20 protein-coding genes are annotated in these 22,754 nt (G+C 73.2%); 15 read left to right on the forward strand and 5 right to left on the reverse strand.

Going from position 1 to position 22,754, the window contains the following annotated elements; genetic code table 11:
- Positions 1 to 262 precede the first annotated feature (262 nt).
- The 11 genes from KLI87_RS37215 (at position 263) to KLI87_RS37265 (ending at position 16,007) form a co-directional block, all read left to right on the forward strand.
- Entirely contained in the window at positions 263 to 595 is a 333-nt protein-coding gene (locus KLI87_RS37215) for a hypothetical protein (protein WP_156221165.1), read from the forward strand.
- A gap of 367 nt (positions 596 to 962) precedes the next feature.
- Positions 963 to 2,162 (forward strand): ABC transporter substrate-binding protein, encoded by a 1,200-nt coding sequence (locus KLI87_RS37220; protein ID WP_156221162.1) that lies wholly within the window; start codon positions 963 to 965, stop codon positions 2,160 to 2,162.
- Between the two features lie 779 nt (positions 2,163 to 2,941).
- The gene (dxr, locus tag KLI87_RS37225; RefSeq protein ID WP_214620757.1) at positions 2,942 to 4,207 is read left to right on the forward strand and encodes a 1-deoxy-D-xylulose-5-phosphate reductoisomerase; all 1,266 of its coding nucleotides are present in this window, start codon (positions 2,942 to 2,944) and stop codon (positions 4,205 to 4,207) included.
- 62 nt (positions 4,208 to 4,269) lie between these two features.
- Positions 4,270 to 5,469 carry an RIP metalloprotease gene (locus tag KLI87_RS37230; protein ID WP_214620758.1) on the forward strand — a complete coding sequence of 400 codons (1,200 nt, stop codon included), beginning with the start codon at positions 4,270 to 4,272 and terminating at the stop codon, positions 5,467 to 5,469.
- Positions 5,470 to 5,604: 135 nt separating this feature from the next.
- Entirely contained in the window at positions 5,605 to 6,807 is a 1,203-nt protein-coding gene (ispG, locus tag KLI87_RS37235) for a flavodoxin-dependent (E)-4-hydroxy-3-methylbut-2-enyl-diphosphate synthase (RefSeq protein WP_281378229.1), read from the forward strand.
- A gap of 243 nt (positions 6,808 to 7,050) precedes the next feature.
- Positions 7,051 to 8,697 carry an alpha/beta hydrolase gene (locus KLI87_RS37240; RefSeq protein WP_173390993.1) on the forward strand — a complete coding sequence of 549 codons (1,647 nt, stop codon included), beginning with the start codon at positions 7,051 to 7,053 and terminating at the stop codon, positions 8,695 to 8,697.
- 320 nt (positions 8,698 to 9,017) lie between these two features.
- On the forward strand, positions 9,018 to 10,616 hold the full coding sequence (locus tag KLI87_RS37245; protein ID WP_308166498.1) for an alpha/beta hydrolase: 1,599 nt from the start codon (positions 9,018 to 9,020) through the stop codon (positions 10,614 to 10,616).
- Between the two features lie 138 nt (positions 10,617 to 10,754).
- Positions 10,755 to 12,410: an alpha/beta hydrolase gene (locus tag KLI87_RS37250; RefSeq protein WP_308166499.1), complete on the forward strand. Its 1,656-nt coding sequence runs from the start codon at positions 10,755 to 10,757 to the stop codon at positions 12,408 to 12,410.
- A gap of 132 nt (positions 12,411 to 12,542) precedes the next feature.
- The gene (locus KLI87_RS37255) at positions 12,543 to 13,385 is read left to right on the forward strand and encodes a GNAT family N-acetyltransferase (RefSeq protein WP_156221327.1); all 843 of its coding nucleotides are present in this window, start codon (positions 12,543 to 12,545) and stop codon (positions 13,383 to 13,385) included.
- Positions 13,386 to 13,510: 125 nt separating this feature from the next.
- A complete protein-coding gene (locus KLI87_RS37260; RefSeq protein ID WP_214620759.1) occupies positions 13,511 to 14,563 on the forward strand; it encodes a helix-turn-helix domain-containing protein in 1,053 nt (350 codons plus the stop codon).
- 535 nt (positions 14,564 to 15,098) lie between these two features.
- Positions 15,099 to 16,007: a hypothetical protein gene (locus tag KLI87_RS37265; RefSeq protein ID WP_156221154.1), complete on the forward strand. Its 909-nt coding sequence runs from the start codon at positions 15,099 to 15,101 to the stop codon at positions 16,005 to 16,007.
- A gap of 110 nt (positions 16,008 to 16,117) precedes the next feature.
- Here the strand turns inward: KLI87_RS37265 and KLI87_RS37270 are convergent, their stop codons facing one another.
- Both KLI87_RS37270 and KLI87_RS37275 read right to left on the reverse strand, forming a co-directional pair.
- On the reverse strand, positions 16,118 to 16,528 hold the full coding sequence (locus KLI87_RS37270; RefSeq protein ID WP_214620760.1) for a DUF3037 domain-containing protein: 411 nt from the start codon (positions 16,526 to 16,528) through the stop codon (positions 16,118 to 16,120).
- Positions 16,525 to 17,352 (reverse strand): HipA family kinase, encoded by an 828-nt coding sequence (locus KLI87_RS37275; protein WP_214620761.1) that lies wholly within the window; start codon positions 17,350 to 17,352, stop codon positions 16,525 to 16,527. Before KLI87_RS37275 ends, KLI87_RS37270 begins: the two co-directional genes overlap by 4 nt.
- A 46-nt stretch (positions 17,353 to 17,398) precedes the next feature.
- Here KLI87_RS37275 and KLI87_RS37280 point away from each other — a divergent pair, with 46 nt between their 5' ends.
- The gene (locus tag KLI87_RS37280) at positions 17,399 to 18,082 is read left to right on the forward strand and encodes a cyclase family protein (RefSeq protein WP_214620762.1); all 684 of its coding nucleotides are present in this window, start codon (positions 17,399 to 17,401) and stop codon (positions 18,080 to 18,082) included.
- A gap of 75 nt (positions 18,083 to 18,157) precedes the next feature.
- Entirely contained in the window at positions 18,158 to 18,910 is a 753-nt protein-coding gene (locus KLI87_RS37285) for an integrase (RefSeq protein WP_214620763.1), read from the forward strand.
- A gap of 22 nt (positions 18,911 to 18,932) precedes the next feature.
- Here KLI87_RS37285 and KLI87_RS41770 read toward each other — a convergent pair whose 3' ends face one another.
- Positions 18,933 to 19,565 carry a DUF4870 domain-containing protein gene (locus KLI87_RS41770; RefSeq protein WP_214620764.1) on the reverse strand — a complete coding sequence of 211 codons (633 nt, stop codon included), beginning with the start codon at positions 19,563 to 19,565 and terminating at the stop codon, positions 18,933 to 18,935.
- 84 nt (positions 19,566 to 19,649) lie between these two features.
- A complete protein-coding gene (locus KLI87_RS37295; RefSeq protein WP_214620765.1) occupies positions 19,650 to 20,147 on the reverse strand; it encodes a hypothetical protein in 498 nt (165 codons plus the stop codon).
- A 27-nt stretch (positions 20,148 to 20,174) separates the two neighbouring features.
- On the opposite strand from KLI87_RS37295, the gene KLI87_RS37300 reads away from it, so the two are divergent.
- A complete protein-coding gene (locus tag KLI87_RS37300) occupies positions 20,175 to 20,855 on the forward strand; it encodes a response regulator transcription factor (protein WP_156221145.1) in 681 nt (226 codons plus the stop codon).
- Entirely contained in the window at positions 20,852 to 22,195 is a 1,344-nt protein-coding gene (locus tag KLI87_RS37305) for a HAMP domain-containing sensor histidine kinase (protein WP_214620766.1), read from the forward strand. Before KLI87_RS37300 ends, KLI87_RS37305 begins: the two co-directional genes overlap by 4 nt.
- Here KLI87_RS37305 and KLI87_RS37310 read toward each other — a convergent pair.
- On the reverse strand, positions 22,192 to 22,695 hold the full coding sequence (locus KLI87_RS37310) for a DinB family protein (RefSeq protein ID WP_214620767.1): 504 nt from the start codon (positions 22,693 to 22,695) through the stop codon (positions 22,192 to 22,194). The two genes, KLI87_RS37305 and KLI87_RS37310, sit on opposite strands and share 4 nt — an antisense overlap.
- Between the last annotated feature and the right edge of the window lie 59 nt (positions 22,696 to 22,754).

The raw sequence follows: 22,754 nt of genomic DNA on the forward strand, positions 1-22,754 counted from the left end.
CTGGTGAACGCCGGGTTGCGGCCCGTGAGCCGTGGTGGGCCCACCGTGAGAAGCGCCAGGTCCGACGTATGTTGCTTTCGGTGGGCGACCCGATTCCGTCGCCAATTTTCGTCCACCGGCCCCCGGCAAATAATAGCTACTACTATTGACTGGCCCTGTGACCGGCGACACAATCTCACTAACACCATTAATTCAGACGAATTAAAAGGTCAGGGCCCTGAGTCAGGGCCGTGGCCGAGGGGTCCGCCAGGGAGTGCGCGCTATGAGTGCCGACGACCATGCCGCAGAGGTCGACGCGCTGGGGCGGCGCTTCCCGGGCTGGACCATCTGGTTCGGCCCGTTCACCCGTCGGTGGTGGGCGCTGCCCCCGCGCGGCGCGGGCTCGGGCGAGTTCCTTGAGGCCGAGACGCCGCAGCGGCTCATCGCATGGATCGAGGTGGTCCAGGACAAACCCGCAGACGACGGCCCATGGCCGTCCCGCGACCCCCGGCAGGACGCGCGCCGTCCCTCGAATCTCCTCCGTCTCGAGGGCGTCACACCGTCGCCGTCCCGCCGGGTTCCGGTGATCGCGTGGCCGGGCAGCACCGCGAAGTGATCCGCTGTTCCCCAACCTCGCCACGCCCACCGGAGCCGCCAGGGCCCCGGGCAGGGCAGTAGACGCGCCACATCCCTCTCCAGCAACCTCCGTGTGTGGCGCGGTCGCCAGCACCCACCTGCCCCCCGGGGCCGTGGCGTTTCTCGTGTTAACCGCAGCCCGAAAATAAAACAGCGAACACAATTACCCGGTCGAGCCCGCCAGTAATGCCCCACCCCGAAAAGGGCTCGGCCGAAAAGGCGCCGTCAACGTCGCCGCCGAGCGCACTCGCTCCGGCTCCGGGCCGCCTCGCCGGGCGGGAGGCGCTACGCTGCGCCGACGGGCCGGATCACGAGGGGGACGGTCTGCGGAACGGATCGGGAGCGACATGACGGCCACGAGGCGGGCCAAGGCGATCACGGCGCTTGCGGTGGCGGCGGTGCTCGCCGTCGCGACCCTGCTGTCGTGCGGCTCGGGCGACGAGCCGGTCGGCAGCGTCCAGGTCGCCAGCACGCTCGGCCCCGGCGAGGGCACGCTCAAGCTCGTCACCCTCCCCGGCTCCGTCGAGGGCGGCAGCAGCGACCCCCGCGTCAACTGGGTCACCCCCTTCCAGAAGCGCACCGGCTGCAAGGTCGACTGGAACGTCGTCAAGACGCCCCGCGAGATGACCGCCCTCATGCGCGACAGGCGCCACCGCTACGACGGCGTCGCCGCGCCCCCCGAGGTCGCCGGCCAGCTCATCGCCGAGGGCCAGGCCACCCCGGTCAACACCAACCTCGTGGACGGCTACAAGAAGCTGGAGCCGCGCCTGCGCGCCCTGCTCAAGCGCGACGGCAAGTACTACGGCGTCCCCTACGTTTGGGGCTCCAACCTGCTCATGTACGACACGCGCACCGTGGAGACGCCGTCGAGTTGGGCGGCGCTGTTCGACCCCGGGCAGGCCCGCCGCCACTCCGGCAGGCTGGTCGTCCGCGACAGCCCGCTCTCGATCGCCGAGGCCGCCCTGTACCTGCGGGCCAGGGACCGCAAGCTCAAGATCTCCGACCCGTACTCGCTGACCCCGAAGCAGCTCGACGCCGTCGCGAAGGTCCTGGCCCTCCAGCGCCCGCACGTGAAGACCTACTGGGACCTGCCCGCCGACGCCGTCAGCGCGTTCGCCGGGGGAGAGGCCGTCCTGGGCGAGGCGTGGCCCTACCAGGTGGACGTCCTGACCCGCGCGTCCAAGCCGGTCGAGGGCGTCGTCCCGTCCGAGGGCGTCACCGGCTGGATGGACGCCTGGATGATCGGCGCGCGCGTCCAGCACCCCAACTGCATGTACCAGTGGCTCCAGTGGACGGCGTCCCCCGACGTCCAGCAGCAGGTGGCCGAGTGGACCGGCGTGGCCCCCGCCAACCCGCAGGCGTGCGCGGGCGACCGCCTGAAGCCCGGTTTCTGCAACGCCTACCACGTGGGCGACCGCGCCTACCTGGACAAGGTCATCTTCGCCCACACCCCCACCAAGCTCTGCACCGGCCGCCAGAAGGGCAAGCACGAGTGCACCGACTACGCCGACTGGACCAGAAAATGGATCGAGTCCACGAAGCAGTAGTCCCCAAAGATCGCAAAGCGATGTGCACGGACCCCGACCAACGCCTCAGCCACCGCACCGAGCGCGGGAACGTCCGTAACCAGAGGTAGCGCCGACCGAAAGGTTGCGATCGCGTCCGAAGGCAAGTTCGAGCCTGCGAGAACTTGATCGCGAAGCGAGCCGCCAGGCGAGCCGAAGCGATGCCGGCGATCGCCCTTTTGTCCGCCGAAGGGAGGCGCGCCAGCGCCGACCGCCAAGGACAAAAAATTAAATGGAGCGCGCCCGGCCGCCCCCAGCCGGGCGCGCTCCTGGGGTGGTCCCGGGCTTCCCCCCGAAGGCCCGGGTCACCCTTCTCCCTGGAGAGATCTCCACGGCGACGGCGTCGTGGCGCGTCGCCGGTGTCGCGGCCGGTTCCCGTGGGCCCCGCGGGCGGGGTGCCGGCGGGGCGGGTGCGCAGTCGTCGCACGCGAACACCCCGGTGGAGTCCGGCAGGCGGCCGACGCGGACGCGCGGCCGGGGCCATCTCTTGCGGCAGGCGACGCAGGCCTCGCCCGCGCGCTGGGCGGTGCTCAGCGCGGCGGGGTCCACCGTCGGTTCGCCCGTCTGGCCCATGTACCCATCCCCCTGGCGGGAAGTCGACTCACGTAGCTCCCTTTATAGGCGCGAGACCTTGTTGTCCCTGTTAGTGCAGGTGAAAGGGGCGGCAAAGGCTTTCGTGTCGGGGCCCGGACGGTGATCGTCGGGGGCTATGCGGTCGAGAGGTGAACGCGGGGGCGGGGATGGATGACAATGGGCTGGTGATGTCTTCCTCTGACGCCGTCCGCGAGATCGTCGTGCTCGGCTCCACAGGCTCGATCGGCACCCAGGCGCTGGATGTGATCCGGCGCAACCCGGGGCGGTTCCGGGTGACGGGTCTCGCGGCGGGCGGCGGCCGGGTGGGGCTGCTGGCGGAGCAGGCGCTGGAGTTCCGCGCGGAGATCGTCGCGGTGGCGAAGGCGTCGGCGGCGCAGGAGCTGCAACTGGCGTTCTACGCCGAGGCGAAGCGGCGCGGGTACGCGGCGGGCGACTACGCGATCCCGAAGATCGTGGCGGGTCCGGACGCGGTGGCGGAGGTGGCGGCGTGGCCGTGCGACGTCGTCCTGAACGGGGTGACGGGCGCGCTGGGCCTGGCGTCGACGCTGGCGGCGCTGGACGCGGGCCGGACGCTCGCGCTGGCCAACAAGGAGTCGCTGATCATGGGCGGCCCGCTGGTGAAGGGGCGGGCGCGGCCGGGGCAGATCGTGCCGGTGGACTCCGAGCACTCGGCGCTGGCGCAGTGCCTGCGCGGCGGTCGCGCGGCCGAGGTGCGGCGGCTGGTGCTGACGGCGAGCGGCGGGCCGTTCCGGGGCCGGGCGCGCGAGGAGCTCACGGAGGTGACGGTCGAGCAGGCGCTGAACCACCCGACGTGGGACATGGGCCCGGTCGTCACGATCAACTCCGCGACGCTCGTGAACAAGGGCCTGGAGGTCATCGAGGCGCACCTGCTGTTCGACGTGCCGATGGACCGGATCGAGGTGATGGTCCACCCGCAGTCGGTGATCCACTCGATGGTGGAGTTCACCGACGGCTCGACGCTGGCGCAGGCGAGCCCGCCCGACATGCGGCTGCCGATCGCGCTCGGGATCAACTGGCCCGACCGGGTCGCGGACGCGGCGGCGGCGGTCGACTGGACGGCGCCGCACACCTGGGAGTTCTTCCCCCTCGACGATGAGGCGTTCCCGGCGGTGGCGCTGGCGCGGCGGGCGGGTGAGGCGGGCGGCACGGCCCCGGCCGTCTACAACGCGGCGAACGAGGAGTGCGTGGAGGCGTTCCGCGCGGGGCGGCTGCCGTTCCTCGGCATCGTCGACACGGTCACGCGGGTGGTGGAGGAGCACGAGGGGAGCGTGCGGGGCGGCGGGCGCCGGGACGGCGAGGACCGGATAGACGGGCTCGGTTCGGGCATGCCTGCGGAACTGACGCTGGACGACGTCCTCGCCGCCGACGGGTGGGCGCGCGCCAGGGCCAGGGAACTGACCGGACAGGACTGACGGCCCCGGGCCCGCCCGGGGCCGGCCCCGGGGCCCCGCCCCGGAACCCCCTGGGGGCTCGGATGGCCTTTCTCCTCGGCGCCGCGGCCTTCGTCGTCGCGCTGCTGGTGTCGGTGATGCTGCACGAGGGCGGGCACCTGCTGACCGCCAAGCGGTTCGGGATGAAGGCGACGGAGTACTTCGTCGGGTTCGGCCCGACGCTGTGGTCGACGCGGCGGGGCGAGACGGAGTACGGCGTGAAGGCGATCCCGCTGGGCGGGTTCGTGAAGATCGTCGGCTACACGCCGCTGGAGGAGGTCCCGGCGGCGGACCGGGAGCGCGCGTTCTACCGGCAGCCCGCCGGGCGCCGGGCGGTCGTGATCGGCGCCGGGGCCGTCGTCAACCTCGTGTTCGCGTTCGTGCTGCTCGTGGCGATGGCGCTGACGGTCGGCGTCCGCGACCCGGGGACGGCGACCTCGACGGTCGACGAGGTCTCCTCCTGCGTGCCCGAGCGGATCCAGGACGGCTGCGGCCGGAACGCGCCGCCCTCGCCGGCGGCGACGGCGGGGCTGCGCGCCGGGGACCGCGTCGTCTCCTTCGGCGGCGTCCGCGTCGCCGACTGGGCGGAGCTGCGCGAGGCGATCGGCGACGCGGAGCCGGGACGGACGGTGCCGGTGGTCGTCGAGCGGCCCGGGACGCCGCGTCCGCTGACGCTGCCGATGCGCCTGGCGGACGTGGGCGGCCGACCGTTCGTCGGGATGTCCGCCCGGGTCGTCGGCCGGCGTTATGACCGCAGGGGCCCGCTGGGGGCCGTGGGGTTCGCGGCGCGCGGCGTCGGGACGACGGTCGCCGGGATCGGGACGGTGCTGGTGGACCTGCCCTCCGCCGTCCCGAAGCTGTTCACGCCCGAGCGGGAGAGCACGCCGGGCGGACAGGTGGGCAGCGTGGTCGGCGCGACGGAGGTGTCGGGCGAGATCTTCTCCTCGGAGAGCAGCGCGCGGGACAAGCTCGCGCTGTATCTGTCGCTCGTCGTCTCGGTGAACATCTTCCTGGGGGCGCTCAACGTCCTGCCCCTGCTCCCCCTGGACGGGGGCCACCTCGCCGTCGTCGCCTACGAGCGGGCCCGCGCCCGCGTCGCCCGCGCGCGGGGGCGCCCGGACCCCGGCACGGTCGATATGACGAAACTCATGCCCATCACCTATCTGGCGCTCCTCGTGCTGGTGGGGCTGGGGGTGCTGCTGATCCTCGCCGACCTCCTCAATCCGCTCCGGATACCGCAATGACCCCAAAGGTTTACCATCCGTAGTTGAATGGTCACATACCTTTGTACCGACCGCCGTCACCGCATTGGTCCAGGGCACCTAGGCTTGTACGGGTCTGGCGTCTCCGGGCGGGTTGAGGCGAGGCAGAGGAGAGGGATGAGCGTTTCACTGGGAATTCCGACGATCCGCGGCGAGGACGACGGGCAGGGGGAGCAGGGGGCGCCGCGCCCGCTCGCGCCGCGCCGCGCCTCCCGCAAGATCATGGTCGGGAGCGTGCCGGTGGGCGGGGACGCGCCGGTGTCGGTGCAGTCGATGACCACGACGCTCACCGCCGACGTGAACTCCACGCTCCAGCAGATCGCGGAGCTGACCGCGTCCGGCTGCCAGATCGTGCGCGTGGCCGTCCCCTCGCAGGACGACGCCGACGCGCTGCCCGCGATCGCGCGCAAGTCCCCGATCCCGGTGATCGCCGACATCCACTTCCAGCCCAAGTACGTGTTCGCCGCGATCGACGCGGGCTGCGCCGCCGTCCGGGTGAACCCCGGCAACATCAAGAGGTTCGACGACAAGGTCGGCGAGATCGCGCGCGCCGCCGGGGACGCCGGGGTCCCGATCCGGATCGGCGTGAACGCGGGCTCGCTCGACAAGCGGCTGCTGGAGAAGTACGGCAAGGCCACGCCCGAGGCGCTGGTGGAGTCGGCGCTGTGGGAGTGCTCGCTGTTCGAGGAGCACGGCTTCCGCGACATCAAGATCTCGGTGAAGCACAACGACCCGGTCGTGATGATCGAGGCGTACCGGCGGCTCGCCGCCGCCTGCGACTACCCGCTGCACCTCGGCGTGACCGAGGCCGGCCCGGCCTTCCAGGGCACGATCAAGTCCGCGGTGGCCTTCGGCGCGCTGCTGGCCGAGGGGATCGGCGACACGATCCGGGTGTCGCTGTCGGCGCCGCCGGTCGAGGAGGTCAAGGTCGGCACGGCGATCCTGGAGTCGCTGGGGCTGCGCCAGCGGGGTCTGGAGATCGTGTCCTGCCCGTCGTGCGGGCGCGCGCAGGTCGACGTCTACACCCTCGCCGAGGAGGTCACCGCCGGGCTGAAGGACTTCCCCGTGCCGCTGCGCGTCGCGGTGATGGGCTGCGTGGTGAACGGTCCGGGCGAGGCCCGCGAGGCCGACCTCGGCGTGGCCTCCGGCAACGGCAAGGGGCAGATATTCGTGAAGGGCGAGGTCGTGAAGACCGTGCCCGAGTCGCAGATCGTCGAGACGCTCATCGAGGAGGCCGTGCGCATCGCCGAGGAGATGGGCATCGAGATCGGCGAGGACGGCTCGGTCTCCGGCCCCGGCGCCGACGTCATCGTGACCTGAGCCCCGCGGTCCCGCACCGCTCAGAAGGAAGGCCCCCGGGTGGAGGACCCGGGGGCCTTCCTCACGTTGCGCGTGCGCCCGGAACCGGAACGTTCTTTATGATCACGAAGTTCCGTGGATCTCGTCACGATTCCGCATCCACTCGTCAGGGGCTCTGTCGGCGCGCTCGCGCAGGACGCCACAATCTTCACTCATTTACCCGTATGTCTGACTCAACTGGAGTCAGCACGTTTAGGGGGATATGTGAAGAGGATCGTTGTCGTGGCCGCGGTGGCCGGGCTCGGTCTCACCGGCCTCGGCGCCACAAGCGCGCAGGCCCAGGGCCCGTCCGCCGGATCGGCGGGAGCGTTCAAACCCGCCGCGCCGAAGTGGCACGCCTGTCCCGCGGACTTCGTCAAGCAGGTGCACGACCTTTACGACGTGCTGTACCCGGTCTCCAAGATCGTGCAGTGCGCCGAGCTCCGGGTCCCGCTCGACTACGCCAAGCCCCGCGGCAAGCAGATCACCCTGCAGCTCACCCGCACCCCCCACACCGGCAAGGGCGCGGCCAAGGGCGACATCGTCGTCAACCCGGGCGGACCCGGCGGCGGCGGCGCGCTCTTCGGGCCCCGCGTGTTCGCGCAGAACTCCGCCCCGATGCGCGAGGCGTTCAACGTCATCGGCTTCGACCCGCGCGGCGTCGGCAGGAGCGTCCCGGCGCTCAGCTGCGACCCGAACTACACCAACGCGCCCCGTCCGGACTACGGCACCGGCGACGGCAAGTCCGTCGCCACGTGGCTGAAGAAGGCCAAGGGCTACGCGGACGCCTGCGGGAAGTCCGACAAGATCGGCCTGCTCGACCACATCAAGACCATCGACTCGGTCAACGACGTGGAGTCGATCCGCAAGGCGGTCGGCAGCAAGAAGCTCGACTACTACGGCGCCTCCTACGGCACCTACCTCGGCTCGACCTACGCCACGGTGTACCCGAAGAACGTCGGGCGCATGGTGCTGGACGGCAACGTCGGCCCCTCCGACGTCTGGTACGACGCGAACCTCAACCAGGACATCGCGTTCGACAAGAACATGGAGTACTACTTCGGCTGGCTCGCCAAGTACGACTCCGTGTACCACCTGGGCGCCAAGCAGAAGCAGGTCCGCGACTTCTTCTACGGGCTGCGCGCCAAGCTGAAGAAGCAGGCCGTCTACTACAAGGACCCCGACAGCGGCCAGACCCTCGCCGTCGGACCGGACGAGCTGACCGACGTCCTGCAGAACGCCGCCTACCGCCGCAACCAGGCGCTGTGGCACGGCTACGGCAACGCCCTCTCGGCGCTCACGAAGGGCGACGTCGCCACGTTCGCGCTCACCTTCGGCGCGCAGACCACCGGCGGCGCCGACGACAACAGCTACGCCGTCTACGACGCGGTGCAGTGCACCGACGTCCAGTGGCCGCTGAGCTGGCGCAAGTGGCAGCGCGACAACGAGAAGATCAACAAGAAGCACCCCTTCCTCACCTGGGGCAACGCCTGGTACAACGCGCCGTGCCTGTTCTGGCCCGCCAAGGCCGGCAAGCCGGTCAACGTGGGGCACACCAAGGACCTGCCGAAGAACATCCTCCTGTTCCAGTCGACCGACGACGCGGCGACCCCCTACGAGGGCGCGCTGGAGCTGCACCGCCGGCTCAAGGGCTCGCACCTCGTCGTCCAGGACGGCGACCGCACGCACTGCATCGTGCACCGCGGCTCCGCGGCGGTGGACGCCTACTTCGACGCCTACTTCCTGACGGGCGCCCTGCCCGCGAAGTCGACGGTCCACGTCCCGCAGCTCGGCGACCCGAAGCCGCCGTCCGGCGCCTCGGCCAAGACGCTGTCGGGTGCGGGGACGCTGACGAACGACGTCATCCGCTGACGCCGGGCGTTCGCTGACACACCACCATGACGAGGGCCCCGGGGAGCGATCCCCGGGGCCCTTTCGCTTCGCGTCCGGCGCGTCCGGCGCGGGCCGACTCCGGGCGGCGACATTCGGCCCACGGGAAGTGGGCAAACGAGAATCCGTGTCACGGAGTTCCGCTTGTCTTGTCACGATTTGGCATCCACTCAGAATGGCCCCTCCCGGCATAACCGACGTAACCGCCACAATTTCCACGCAATCCACGCATCGGCTATGCATCGGCGTGCCTCCCCCGGCCTCCCGCCGGCCCGCGGAGCCGCCGGTCCCGAGGGGGTTAGGTGAACAGGATCGTGATCGTCGCGGCCGCGGTGGCCGTGGCAGCGGGCGGCGGCGCCGCCGTCTCCGCGAGCGCGTCCGCGGACGCGCGGGGGCCCGCGAGCCCCGTCGCGGCGGCGGGCATCGCCTGGGGCAAGTGCGAGGTCACCGGACCCGACGACCCGATGAACAAGGCCGAGTGCGCGCAGGTCCCGGTGCCGCTGGACTACCGCAAGCCGAACGGCCGCAAGATCTCCATCGCGGTGTCGCGGTTCAAGCACACCGACACCAAGAACTACCAGGGCGCCCTGTTCGTGAACCCGGGCGGCCCCGGCGCCGGCGGCCTCGCCTACGCGCCCGCGCTCGCCCGCTGGCTGGGCGGCGTCGGCCACGCCGCGACCGCCGCGAAGTACGACATCATCGGCTTCGACCCGCGCGGCGTCGGCGCCAGCAAGCCCGCGCTGAGCTGCGACCCGCACTACTCCGACCCGATCCGCCCCGACTACGTCCCGGGATCGGCCAAGGAGGAGCGGGCCTGGATCGCCAAGTCCAAGAAGTACGCGCAGGACTGCGCCAAGCGCTACGGCTGGCTGCTGCCCCACATGCGCAGCACCGACGCCGCCCGCGACGTCGACACGATCCGCGCCGCGCTCGGCCAGCGGAAGATCAGCTGGTACGGCTTCTCCTACGGCACCTACTTCGGCGCCACCTACGCCACCCTGTTCCCGGGCCGCGTCCACCGCATGGTGCTGGACGGCAACGTCAACCCGAAGACGATCTGGTACGACTCCCAGCTCGAACAGGACCGGGCCTTCGAGCACAACATCAAGGCGTGGTGGGCCTGGACCGCCAAGTACGACAAGGTCTACCACCTCGGCACGACCGAGAAGGCCGTCGAGGCGCGGTACTACAAGGCGCGGGCCGAGGCGAAGAAGGCCCCGATCGGCGGCAGGATCGGGCCCGACGAGCTGGACGACATCGTGCTGAGCGCCGGGTACAACACCGGCTACTACATCCCGTTCGCGGAGGCGCTGTCCCGGTGGGTCAACGGCAGGGACGCCTCCGGCCTGCTCGACTGGCTGAGCGAGGGCGGTGACGACAACGAGTTCGCCGTCTACAACGCCGTCCAGGCCGCGGACGCCAAGTGGCCGCGGAACTGGAGCAAGTGGCACGACGACGCCGCGCGCCTCTACAAGCAGGGCTACCGGTTCAACACCTGGAGCAACGTCTGGTTCAACGCCCCGGTCGCGTTCTGGCCGTTCCAGGGCGGCCCGGCACTCAGGCTGAACGGCAGGAACGCGCCCGGCATGCTGCTCGTCCAGTCCACGGAGGACGCCGCGACCCCCGTCGCGGGCGGCCTGGAGATGCACAAGGTGTTCCCGCGCTCGCGCCTGGTCTTCGAGGTCGGCGGCAAGACCCACGCCAACACCCTCAACGGCAACGCGTGCCTGGACGACAAGGTCGCGGCCTACCTCGACACCGGATGGCTGCCGGGCAGCCGCCGCGGCGCGGACGCCTACTGCAAGGCCGTCCCCGCGATGAACGACCCCGACCCGACGTCGCTGTCGGCGAAGTCCGCCCGCGCGAAGGCGGGCAAGGACCTCCCGGTCGGCCGCCCGTAGCCGTCCGCTGAACGCTCGCGGCGCGTTTCCCCTGGACGGGGAGCGCGCCGCGACTTGTTGGGAGAGGTCCGGTTCACGGTGGAATCGCGCGATCCGGACGTTCACCGCTTCCGGACGCGCGGCCGGTAGAAAGCGAAGGTGCTGAACGTCCCTGGCAAGAGGGCCGCCGCCGCGACGGCCGCCGCAGCAGTCACGCTCGGGCTCGCCACCGCGGCCGCCCTCGGCGCCCCCGCCACCGCCGGGCGGGCCGCCTACGCCGGGACGGGCGGCCCCGGGCCCGCGCCGCGTCCGATCACGCACGCCGACCCCGACCCGGCGCCGCGTCCCGCCGGGCTCGCGTGGGCCTCGTGCCCCGCCAAGGACCCGGTGGAGAAGGGCCGCCTCAAGGGCCTTCAGTGCGCGACGCTCGGCGTCCCCCTCGACCACGGCCGTCCGGACGGGCCGCAGATCACGCTCGCGCTCACCCGCGCCCGCCACACCGGCGCCGCGTCCAGGGGCGCGATCCTGCTGAACCGGGGCGGGCCCGGCGCGCACGGGCGCGACCTCGCCGCCGTGTTCGGCGCGGGGCTGCCGAAGCAGGTCGCGCGGTCCTACGACTGGATCGGGTTCGACCCGCGCGGCGTCGGCGCGAGCAGGCCCGCGCTGGTGTGCGACGAGCGCTACCAGGACCCCGGCCACCCGCGCGCCGACCCCGTCCCCGCGGACGAGCGGGAGGAGCGGGCCTGGACGGGCCGAGCCAGGGCCTACGCCGACGACTGCGCGCGCAAGTACCGCGACCTCCTCCCGCACATGGGCACCGCCGACGCCGCGCGCGACATCGACGCGATCCGGCAGGCCCTCGGGGAGCGGCGGATCGGCTTCTTCGGCTACTCCTACGGCAGCTACCTCGGCGCGGTCTACGCGACGATGTTCCCCCAGCGGGTCGGGCCGATGGTGCTCGACAGCGTCGTCCGCCCGAGCGGGGTCTGGTACCAGGACAACCTCGACCAGAACGTGGCGTTCGAGAAGCGGATCAAGACCTACTTCGGCTGGATCGCCCGCCACCACGAGGTCTACCGGCTCGGCGGCACGGCCGCGCGGGTGGCCGCCGCCTACGCGCGGGTCCGCGCGGCGGTCAGGGCGAAGCCCATCGAGGGGAGGGTCGGCGCGTCCGAACTGGACGACACCTTCCTCGCCGACGGCTACGGCGACTACTCCTGGGCCGCGCACGCCGCCGCGCTGTCGGCCTACGCCGTCCGGCACGACCCCGCGCCGCTGCGCAAGGCGTGGCAGCCGCCCAGCCCGCTCGACCAGAACAACTACGCGGTCTACAACGCCGTCCAGTGCCGGGACGCGGCGTGGCCGCGCGACTGGAGCCGCTGGCACGCCGACAGCGAGCGGCTGTATCGGGAGGGCTACCGTTTCGAGACGTGGGGCAACACCTGGTACAACGCCCCATGCGCGTTCTGGACGGTGCCGGGCGGGCCGCCGCCCGCGGTGCGCGGGACGGCCGCGCTGCCGCCGATCCTGCTCGTCCAGGGCACCGAGGACGCCGCCACCCCCTACCCGGGCGCGCTGGAGACGCACCGCAGGTTCCCGACGTCCCGGCTGGTGGCGCAGGTGGGCGGCGGCAACCACGGCGTCTCCCTGACCGGCGACAAGTGCGTGGACCGGGCCGTGATCACCTACCTGGACGGCGGCGGGGTGCCCGCCGACCGTCCGGGCCCCGACGTCGAATGCCCGGCGGGACCGCCGCCCGAGCCCACCGCCGCCCCGGCCCCGAAACGCGACAGGGAGCCCGCTGCGAACCGCTGACGCCCCGGCGCGCCGCCGCCCGCGGGAGCCGGTTTCGATGCCCGTCCCCGGGACGTCATAGGCTTGTCACGTGGTGACAGTGCTGACGACCGCACGGGGGTCGGCCCCGGCTCGGAGCCGGTAGCCGTGCGCATGCTGGGCTCGCTGCCGGTGCGGGTTCTGGACGACCGCTACCGGGCGGAGGCGCTCGCGATCCTCGACGCCGACCCGGTGGCCAACGTGTTCGTCGGCTCGCGCGTGCACGCCGCCGGGCTCGACCCGCGCCGCCTCGGCGCCCAGATGTGGGGCTACCTGCGCGACGGGCGCCTGACCTCGCTGTGCTACTCCGGCGCCAACCTCATCCCGATCGCCGCCGGGCCCGAGGCGGTCCGCGCGTTCGCCGAGCGCGCCCAGGCCCAGGGGCGGCGCTGCTCGTCCATCGTGGGGCCCGTCGGAGCCGTCGGCGACCTGTGGGAGATCCTCGCGCCCTACTGGGGGCCGCCGCGCGCGGTCCGCGCCGTCCAGCCGGTCATGGCGACCTCGTCGGTGCCGGAGGTCCCGCCCGACCGCGCGGTGCGGCGCGTGCGGATGGAGGAGTTCGACATCGTCTACCCCGCCTGTGTGGCGATGTTCACCGAAGAGGTCGGGGTCTCGCCCAACACCGGCGACGGCGGGGTGCTCTACCGCGCCCGCGTCGCCGAGCTGATCCGCGACGGGCGCGCGTTCGCGCGGATCGAGGACGGCCGCGTCATGTTCAAGGCGGAGGTCGGCGCCGTCACCCCGCGCGCGTGCCAGGTGCAGGGCGTCTGGGTGCCGCCCGACCTGCGCGGCCGGGGGCTGTCGGTCGCGGGCATGTCCGCCGTCGTGGGGGAGGCCCTGCGCGCCATCGCGCCGACCGTGTCGCTGTACGTCAACGACTACAACACGCGGGCGCGCGCCGCCTACCGGCGCGTGGGCTTCGCGGAGTTCGGATCGTTCATGTCGGTGCTCTTCTGAACGCCCGCCCGGGGGGCGCCCACCGATAGTTTCGGGATGCGACCGTTCCGGCGCCCGGTTTGTCTTCGCGTGCCAGGTACGCCCGGAAGCCTGACGCGGGCCCGCTGGACGGGTACCATCCGCCCGTGGAGTTCGCCGGTGCGTTGCGGCAGGCCATCCAGGCGAGCGGGCTGACGCTGGAGCGAATCCGTCACCGGCTCGGCCAGCGTGGCCTGACGGTCAGCGTCGCCACGCTGAGCTACTGGCAGCGCGGCCGCAGCCGACCCCGCTCGCGCGCGGTCGTCACGACGCTGGAGGAGATCCTCCAGGTCCCGGCGGGGACGCTGACCGAACTGCTGGACGACCCGACGCCGACGGCCCCGCCCGTCCGCGGCGGACCGGGACGCGGCGGGCTCGCCGCCGGGACGGTCGGCGCGGGCGACCGGGGCCGCGCCGCCGGCGACCTGTGGCCCGACCCCGACCGCTACGCCTTCCTCGTCGCCCAGCTCGACCGCTCGGGCGACCACCGGCTCGAACGCCTCGGCATCCACGACGTCTACCGGCTCGACGACGTCCGCCGCACCTGGACGCTGTCGGTGCGGACCGTCCTGCGCGCGGCGGGCGACGACATCGACCGCGTCGTCTGCGTCCACCAGACCGGCCCCGCCAAGATCGACTCCGGGGTGGACGGCCAGGCCCCGGCGGGCGCGCCGGCGGCCGGGAGCGAGTCCGGTGGCCTCTCCGGCGGCGGGCTCGGCGGCGGCGCGGGCGGCGACGTGGAGCTGACCGGCGTGCGGTACTGCCGGCCCGGCCGGATCCGCGCCGAGGACGGCCTGATGGCCTTCGAGCTCGTCTTCGACCGGGTGCTCGCGGCGGGCGACACGGCGGTGGTCGAGTACGAGCTGGGCCCCGCCGACGGCGCGCAGGCCGGCGCCGGGACGGTCGGCATCGGCGGCGGCGGTGGCTGGTCGGCCGACGGCTACGAGCGGCGCTTCTCCCATCCCGTCCACGACTACGTCGCGATCATCCAGTTCGAGGGCGGGCGGCTGCCCGCGCGCTGCTACGGCTTCACCGCCGACACCTCCGGCGCGCCCCGGCGGCGGCTCGGTGAGCTGTGGATCGGCACGTCGGGCAGCGCGAACCTCGCGGTCGGCAACGTCCGGCGGGGGATCGTCGGCATCGAATGGGAATGGCACTGATCAGGGGATGGCACTGATCGCATACCGCTGACGTGCGGTTTCGGCCGAATACGGCCCCGGGAGGCGCGGCCCCGCGTTCACACTGAATTTTCGGACGCGTCGAAAACATTGACGTTCTCTCGCGTGCTGGCTGAGTATCGACGCGTTCGCGCTTCGTGAGCCCGGCCACTCCACGGCCCCGGCGCCCCGACACGGAGCGCAGGCTTCAGCGTCGAAGCCCCCCCGCACCCGGCTCCGCCCTGACCTCAGCCACGCCGAAACGGAGGGACCGGCAGCATCGGCGGCGGCGCGTCCGAAGGCGCGCCGGGCCTGCCGCTGAACAAAAGAAACCCCAGATGGGCGCCCCGGCGAGATGCCCGCCGAGGCGCGAGTCAGCGCTCCGTCGCCCCCGCCCGCGGCCGACGGGGGATTTTGTTGTGACACTTTGCCTGTTGGAATCGGCGCCCGGATGGCCTTACAGTGAGCGCTGGATGTGCAATTGCAAGGTGTCAGGGCCGTTACGGGGGCCGGCCGGAGCTGATCCGGAGGCCGAACTGTGCAGAGCGTAACGGAGGACGACCTCCTTCAGGTACTCCAGTACGGGCCGTTCAACGTGGCCCTCCACGCGGCCATCCAGGCGCGCGGTCTGAGCCTGGAGTCGCTGCGGCGGCGCCTGGAGGACCAGGGCATCGCGGTGAGCCTGTCCACGCTGAGCTACTGGCAGCGGGGCCGGACCCGGCCCGAGCGCGCCGACTCGCTGCGCGCCGTCCGCGGCCTGGAGGTGATCCTGGAGCTGCCGCGCCACTCGCTGCTCACGCTGCTGAAACCGACCGCCGAGCGCTCCGCCGGGCCCTGGCTGCCGATCGAGGAGCTGTGCCCCGAACCCGGCGTGAAGGACCTGCTGGACGAGATCGGCGACCGCGGCGAGCGCCAGCTCACCGGCCTGAGCCTCCACGACCAGCACGTCATCGGCCGCCGCCGGGAACTGCTGGAGGTCCGCACCCGCGCGGTCTTCCAGGCCCAGCAGCGCGGCGTCGACCGGTGGATCGCGATCTACCACCACCCGCAGGGCATCCTGCCGTCCTCGCGCACCGCCCGGGGCTGCCGCTTCGGCCGCGTCCGGATGGACGAGGCGAGCGGCCTCATCGCCGCCGAGCTGCTGTTCGACCGGGCCCTCGGGCGCGGCGAGACCTACCTGCTGGAGTACGGCTTCGGGTTCGACGAGACCGGCCCGGTCGTCACCGAGGAGGGCCGCGGCTTCCGCACCCCCCAGCACGAGTTCCTCATCGAGGTGCGCTTCCACCCGGCGATGCTGCCCGCCCGCGTCTACCGGACGTGGCGCCCCGACGGCCACACCGCCCTCAAGGACTCCGCCGACCTGCGGATGTCCAGCTACCACAGCGTCCACTTCATCGAGTTCGGCATGGCCGCGGGCTTCCACGGCATCCGCTGGGAATGGGATTGAGCCGATCCCATCGCTTCGCGTTCCGAGCGGTGGGGCTCGCCCTCGGCGTCGCCCCACCGCTCGGTCACGCGCTCGCCTGACGGCTGAGGTCCGTCATCCGGCCCCTCGGGCTATTTGGGGGTCAGGACCAGCAGGTCCAGGAGGCGGTCGAGTTCGGCGGCCGGGTCGTCGGTGAGGCCCGCGTGCACCGGGCCGGGCTGGACGATCGTGCTGCGCGGGGCCGTGAGCCAGCGGAAGCGCGCACCGGGCGCCTCCGCCGCGGCCTGGCCCGCGCGCTCGCCGCCGCAGCAGACCGCGTCCACGCCGTGGAGGGCCGAGCGCACGCCGTCCAGGTCGAGGGAGGCGTCCAGGGCCAGCAGGCGCGGCTCGTCCAGGTGGGAGCGGCAGGCGAGGTAGTCCAGCGCGCGGCAGTAGACCACCACGCCCACGTTCATCGCCTCGCCGCGTTCGACGCGGGGCACCACCCGCAGCGCCGCGTACTCGAAGACCGTCGGCTCGGCGGCCGTCCTGATGTTGGTCATGCCGGACCGCCCAGCCAGCCGGGGCGGTTCGGCCCGCGCCGCGGCGCGCTCCGCCGCCCGCGGTCGCCGATGTCGAGGTCGGGCAGCCAGTCGCGCGGCTTCCCGGCGCGCGGGAGCAGGATGTCGACGTAGCCGTCGCGCAGCGCGTCGGGGGTCTCGAAACCGGGCTCGCCCTCCAGCCAGGGGTCGGGCACGAGCGCGGCGACCTCGCGCAGCAGCGGCTCGGTGATCCGCGGCGCGAGGTCGGCCTCGGCGGCCTCCAGCTCGGTCGCGTAGGGGGTGAGCACGTGGTCGTCGACGTCGTAGGGGCCGGAGAACAGCCGGGTCGCGTTCCGCCACGCGTGGTGGAAGATCAGGCTGGCGCCGTGGTCGATCAGCCACACGTCCCGGTGCCAGACCAGCATGTTCGGGTTGCGCCAGCTCCGGTCGACGTTGCCGATGAACGCGTCGAACCACAGCACCCGCGAGGCGAACCCCGGGTCGGCGTGCCAGGCGAGCGGGTCGAACCCGAGCGAGCCCGGCAGGAAGTCGACGCCGAGGTTCCAGCCCGGGCTCGCCTTCAGCAGGTCCTGGACGTCGGGATCGGGCTCGTGCCGTCCGATCGCGGGGTCGAGGTCCATGAGCACCTGGTCGGGCACCCGCAGGCCGAGCCGGCGGGCCAGCTCGCCCGCGATCACCTCGGCGATCAGCGCCTTGCGGCCCTGCCCGGCGCCGTGGAACTTCATCACGTAGGTGCCGAGGTCGTCGGCCTCGACGACGCCCGGCAGCGACCCGCCCTCGCGCAGCGGCGTCACGTACCGGATGGCTGTCACATGTGGCAACACGCGCCTCACGCTATCGGGTCGGCGCGCACGCGGGATAATCGTCCGCATGGGCGTTGATCTGCTCGACCTGTCCGTGCCGGTGACCACGGGAATGCCGGTCTACCCGGGCGATCCGGAGGTCGAGGCCGTCCCGGCGCTGACGGCCGGGGAGTCCGGCGTGAACGTCCTGCGGCTGCACATGGGCTCGCAGTCGGGGACGCACGTCGACGCGCCCTTCCACATCGACGACGCCCTCCCGCGCCTGGACGAGCTGCCCCTGACCCGCTTCACCGGCCCCGCCCTCGTCATGGACGCGCGGGGGCTCCCGCCGCGCACGCCGATCCCGCCCGCCGCGCTCCCGGGCGGCCTGGCGCCGGGCGTCGTGCTGCTCATCGCCACCGGCTGGTCCGAGCACTGGGGGAGCGACGGCTACCTCGCGCATCCCTATCCCGCGCCGGAGACGGCGGAGGCGATCGTCGCCGCGGGCGTCCGCACCGTCGGCATCGACGCGCTGAGCGTCGACCGCACGCCGCCGCCCGGCTCCGAGGACTTCTCACTGGCCGCCCACCGCGTCCTGTGCGGTGCCGGGGCGGTCATCGCCGAGAACCTCACCGGGCTCGACCGGTTGCTGGACGCGCAGGCCGGCGGCCGCGCCGTCACCGTGTACCTGTTCCCGCTCGCGCTGGCGGGCGCCGACGGCGCTCCGGTCCGCGCGGTCGCCCAGGTGGAGGACCGGGTCGTGCTCGTCTGATCGCCGCGCCGGACCGGATCGCGCCGGGGCTGCCAGAATGCCGGACGGTGGCGGCGGCCGGAGGGCGGGAGCGCGATGAGGGTCGAGTGGGCGACGGATGAGGGCAGCGCCGAGCGCGGGAACGAGGACTTCGTCGCCGCGGCGGCCGGGGCCGTCGTCGTGCTGGACGGATGCGGGCTGCCGCTCGGCACCGAACTCGGCTGCGCGCACGGCACCGCGTGGTACGCGCGGTCGCTCGGCACGCGGCTGCTCGCCCGGATGCTGGACGGCATCGGCGGGGCGCCGCCCGCCGGTCAGCCGGTCGGGCCGCCCGAGGGGGCGCACCGGCCGGGGGGCCGGCCGCTGGTGGCGCGGCTCGCCGGGGCGATCTCCGATGTCGCGGCGTCGCACCGCGCCACCTGCGACCTCGCGGTGCCGACCACCCCGGCGGCGACCGTCGTCGCGCTGCGGGTGCGCGGCGACCTGGTCGACTACCTCGTGCTCGCGGACTCGACCCTGCTGCTGGACGGTCCGGGCGGCCTCACCCGGATCTCCGCCGGGGCGCCGTTCGCGGCGGCCGACCCGGCCGTGGCGGACGCGGCGATCACCGGCACCGTGCCCGTACCGGAGCTGCGGCGCGCGTTCCTGCTGACCGACGGCGCGACGCGGCTCGCCGAGCGGTTCCAGCTCATCGGCTGGGACGCGCTGGCGGAGCTGGCGGCGGGGCCGGGCCCGGCCGCGCTGATCGCGCGGACGCGGGAGGCCGAGCGCACCGACCCGCGGGCGGTCCGCTGGCCCCGGGGGAAGCCGCACGACGACGCCACCGCGGCGGTCTGCGCCTTCGACTAGAGCGGGCCGCGGCGGACCGGCGTCATCGGATCATGCGGAAGCAGAAGAACGTGGGGAACCGGTAGTACTCGTGCTTGCCCGCCTTCACCGCGCCCAGGATCAGGAACACCCACTGGGCGATCAGCGCCTCCAGATAGGGGAGGATCAGCGGGATCAGGAAGGCCGGGTTCTTCGCGATGATCGCGGGCGGCACGCAGACCACCGCGACCGCCAGGATGTGGATCAGCAGCGTGATCTGGTAGTTCAGCGCCTGCGCGGCGTGGAAGCGGACGAACGCCGAGTCCCGCATCTTCACGAAGTAGATGATCAGCGGCGCGAGGAAGCCGACCAGCAGCGTCCCGAGGTAGGAGAAGATCGCCCAGGTCGGGTCGTTGCTCTGCATCTGCGGCGGCGGCCCGTAGGGGACGCCGGGCGGGCCGTAGCCCCACCGCGGGTCGTAGGGCCCGCCGGGAGGCGGCGGGTAGGGCCCGCCGGGAGGCGGCGGCCCCTGGTAGCCGCCCTGGTGGCCCTGGTATCCGTAGGCGCCCTGATAGGGCGGAGGCTGCGGACCGTCCGCGCCGGGCGGAGGAGGCGGGGTGTCCGCCCCGGGCCCGGCGGACCCGGGCGGAGGAGGCGGGGCGTCGGCACCGGGTTGCGGCGGGGGCTGCTCGGACACTGGCGTTCCTGTTCCTCCGGGGAGATCTCCCCGGAAAATCTACCGTGGGCTGCGTCCCGGCACGCCGCACCCCTGGGGGCGCCGTCAGTACTCGTACACCTTGACCGTCGCCGGACGCTCCAGCCACGACGCGACGACCGACGACGTGCGCTCCTGGGTGAGGAAGTCGACGCGCAGCCAGCCGCTCGCCTCCGTCACCCGCGTCTCGTAGCCGGGGTTGGGCGTCGCCGACACCAGCCGCACCCGTCCGCCGCCGAACGACACCGCCGCCTGCCCGCCGCGCGTCGCGTAGCTGCGCACGTCCCCGGGCGGACGCGGCGCGTCGTTCCCGCTCCACTTCGGCGGCCGCGTCGGCGTGGGCGCCCGGTCCTCACCCGCCGCGGCGGTCGGACGCGTGGCCGGCGACCCGACGCTCGTCGGCACCGACGGGCTGGCGTGGATCACCGGACCGGCGATCGGCGGGCGCGCCGACCGCTCCGACACGGTGTCGCGGACGACGCCGCGCACGCCGAGCCAGGAGAGCGTCACCGCGAGCGCCGTCACCGCGGCCCAGGGCGCAACATACGACATCGCGCGACGCATGGGCACATGGTGGCATACGGTTCCGCCATGCCGAGTGTGCTGGTGGTCGAGGACGACCCGGACGTCCGCACCGCCCTGATCCGCGAGCTGAGCGCCCGGTCCCACGCCGTGCGCAGCGCCGGGACCGCGATGGACGCGCTGCGCGAGGTCACCCAGTCGCCGCCCGACGTCGTCATCCTCGACCTCGGGCTGCCCGACCTCGACGGCGCCGAGGTGCTGAAGATGCTGCGCGGCGTCTCCGACGTGCCCGTCATCATCGCGACCGCGCGCGACGACGAGCCCGAGGTCGTCCGGCTGCTGAACGCGGGCGCCGACGACTACCTCATCAAGCCGTTCTCCGCCGAGCACCTGAGCGCCCGGCTCGCCGCCGTCCTGCGCAGGTCGGCGCGGTCGGGGCCGTCCGCCGAGCTGACCGTCGGCGGGCTGCACATCGACCTCGACCGGCGCGAGGCGCTGCTGGACGGCACCCCGCTGGAGCTGACCCGCCGCGAGTTCGACCTGCTGTCCTACCTGGCCGCGCGGCCGGGCCGGGTCGTCGCGCGGCGCGAGCTGCTCGCCGAGGTGTGGCGGCAGGCCTACGGCGACGACCAGACCATCGACGTGCACCTGTCGTGGCTGCGCCGCAAGCTCGGTGAGACCGCCGCCGCGCCCCGGTACCTGCACACGGTCCGCGGCGTCGGCGTCCGGCTGGCCGAACCCCGCCCATGAGGCGGACGCTCGTCCTGGTGTCGCTCGCGGTCACCTCGATGGTGGCGCTGGCGTTCCTCATCCCGCTCGCGCTCACCGTCCGCGAGATCGCCCGGGACCGGGCCCTCACCACCGCCGAGCGGCAGGCGAGCGCGCTCGGGCCCGTCCTCGTCGTCACCGAGGACCCGGCCGCGCTGGAACGTGCCGTCGCCAGCACCCAGGCGGGCGCCGCGCGGCGGATGACGGCGCACATGCCGGACGGCGTGCTCGTCCCGAGGCCGCGCGGCGGGTCCGGCGCCCGCCCCGGGCAGCTCGCCGAGGCGGCCCGGCGGGGCCGCGCGTCCACCGTCCGCGTGTCCGGCGGCTACGCGCTCCTGCAACCGGTGTCGCTGGACGCGGGACGCACCGCCGTCGTCGAGGTGTTCGTGCCCGACGAGGACCTCACGCGCGGCGTGTGGAAGGCGTGGTTCGTCATGACCGCCGTCGCCGCCGCGCTCGTCGCCGGGTCCGTCGTCGTCGCCGACCGGCTCGGCGCCCGCATGATCCGCTCCACCCGCCGCCTCGCCGAGGCCGCCGCCGCGTTCGGCGACGGGGAGCTGTCGGCGCGCATCGAGCCGGACGGCCCGCCCGAGCTGGTCGAGGCGGGCCTGGCCTTCAACGCGATGGCCGACCACGTCGTCCAGCTCCTGTCGGCCGAGCGCGAGATGGCCGCCGACCTCTCGCACCGCCTGCGCACCCCGCTCGCCGCGCTGCGGCTGAACGCCGAGGCGCTCGGCGAGGGCGCGGTCGCCGACCAGACCCGCGAGGCCGTCGACCGCATCGAGCGCGAGGTCGACCAGATCATCCGGACCGTCCGGCGGCCGACCGGGCGGGGCAGCTGCGACGCGTCCAAGGTGCTGCGCGACCGCGTCGCGTTCTGGTCGGTCCTCGCCGAGGACGAGGGACGCTCCTGCGAGCTGGTCGGCGTGCAGGATTCAGCGCCGCTACCGCTCCCCGGCACCGAGCTGGCCGCCGCCGTGGACGCCCTGCTCGGCAACGTCTTCCGGCACACCGCCGAGGGCACCGGGTTCGTCGTCACCCTCCACCAGGGGCAGGGCATCACCGGCATCCTCGTCGCCGACGGCGGCCCCGGCATCGCCGACCCGGACTCCGCCCTGCGGCGCGGCAGCAGCGCCGCCGGCTCCACCGGCCTCGGCCTCGACATCGCCCGCCGCGCCGCCGAGTCGACCGGCGGCTACCTGCGCATCCACCGCAGCGTCCTCGGCGGCGCCCAGGTGCAGATGTGGTTCCGGACCAGGTGGCTGCCCCCGGCCCGGCGTTCGCGGCGGCTCGTCCGGCGCCGCCACTCCCGCGCGTCCTAGGCCGGCGCCCGGTCGTGGTCGCCGACCGCCCCGTCGATGAGCTCGCGCAGGATGTCCACGTGCCCGGCGTGCCGCGCGGTCTCCTCGACCAAATGGATGAGGACCCACCGCAGCGACACGGTCGCGCCGTGCCAGGCCGTCCCGGTGTCCTCCAGGTCCAGCTCCTCGATCACCCGGTCGGACGCGGCGCGCGCCCGCCCGTAGAACGCGACGATCCCCGCGATGGTCTCGTCCGGCTCGACCCTGAGGTCGGCGTCCGGATCGTCGTCGTCGAGCGGCAGCGGCTCGGTCTCGCGCCCGAACGTCTCGCAGAACCAGCTGTACTCGACCGCCGCCAGGTGCTTCGTCAGCCCCAGCACGCTCGTCCCCGACGGGGTCATCGGCCGCCGGGCCGACTCCTCGTCCAGCCCCCGCAGCTTCCACAGCACCGCGTCCCGATGCCGGTCGAGCGCGACCCGCAGACTTTCCTTCTCACCGCCGGTGAACGGCACCTGTTCCATACCGGGACCCTAACGGCGGCGCGGCCGGTGCCCCGCGCTCGGGTCACCGGCCGCGCCCC

The organism is Actinomadura sp. NEAU-AAG7 (assembly GCF_018603865.1).
Classification (GTDB): Bacteria; Actinomycetota; Actinomycetes; order Streptosporangiales; family Streptosporangiaceae; genus Spirillospora; species Spirillospora litoris.

Excerpts from the sequence above, each read along its gene's own strand:
- KLI87_RS37280 (WP_214620762.1), top strand. The coding sequence starts at position 17,399 with ATGGGCGTTGATCTGCTCGACCTGTCCGTGCCGGTGACCACGGGAATG.
- KLI87_RS37300 (WP_156221145.1), top strand. The coding sequence starts at position 20,175 with ATGCCGAGTGTGCTGGTGGTCGAGGACGACCCGGACGTCCGCACCGCC.
- KLI87_RS37255 (WP_156221327.1), top strand. The coding sequence starts at position 12,543 with ATGCTGGGCTCGCTGCCGGTGCGGGTTCTGGACGACCGCTACCGGGCG.
- KLI87_RS37230 (WP_214620758.1), top strand. The coding sequence starts at position 4,270 with ATGGCCTTTCTCCTCGGCGCCGCGGCCTTCGTCGTCGCGCTGCTGGTG.
- KLI87_RS37295 (WP_214620765.1), bottom strand. The coding sequence starts at position 20,147 with ATGCGTCGCGCGATGTCGTATGTTGCGCCCTGGGCCGCGGTGACGGCG.
- KLI87_RS37220 (WP_156221162.1), top strand. The coding sequence starts at position 963 with ATGACGGCCACGAGGCGGGCCAAGGCGATCACGGCGCTTGCGGTGGCG.
- KLI87_RS37285 (WP_214620763.1), top strand. The coding sequence starts at position 18,158 with ATGAGGGTCGAGTGGGCGACGGATGAGGGCAGCGCCGAGCGCGGGAAC.
- KLI87_RS37305 (WP_214620766.1), top strand. The coding sequence starts at position 20,852 with ATGAGGCGGACGCTCGTCCTGGTGTCGCTCGCGGTCACCTCGATGGTG.
- dxr (WP_214620757.1), top strand. The coding sequence starts at position 2,942 with ATGTCTTCCTCTGACGCCGTCCGCGAGATCGTCGTGCTCGGCTCCACA.
- KLI87_RS37270 (WP_214620760.1), bottom strand. The coding sequence starts at position 16,528 with ATGACCAACATCAGGACGGCCGCCGAGCCGACGGTCTTCGAGTACGCG.
- KLI87_RS37215 (WP_156221165.1), top strand. The coding sequence starts at position 263 with ATGAGTGCCGACGACCATGCCGCAGAGGTCGACGCGCTGGGGCGGCGC.
- KLI87_RS37310 (WP_214620767.1), bottom strand. The coding sequence starts at position 22,695 with ATGGAACAGGTGCCGTTCACCGGCGGTGAGAAGGAAAGTCTGCGGGTC.
- ispG (WP_281378229.1), top strand. The coding sequence starts at position 5,605 with ATGAGCGTTTCACTGGGAATTCCGACGATCCGCGGCGAGGACGACGGG.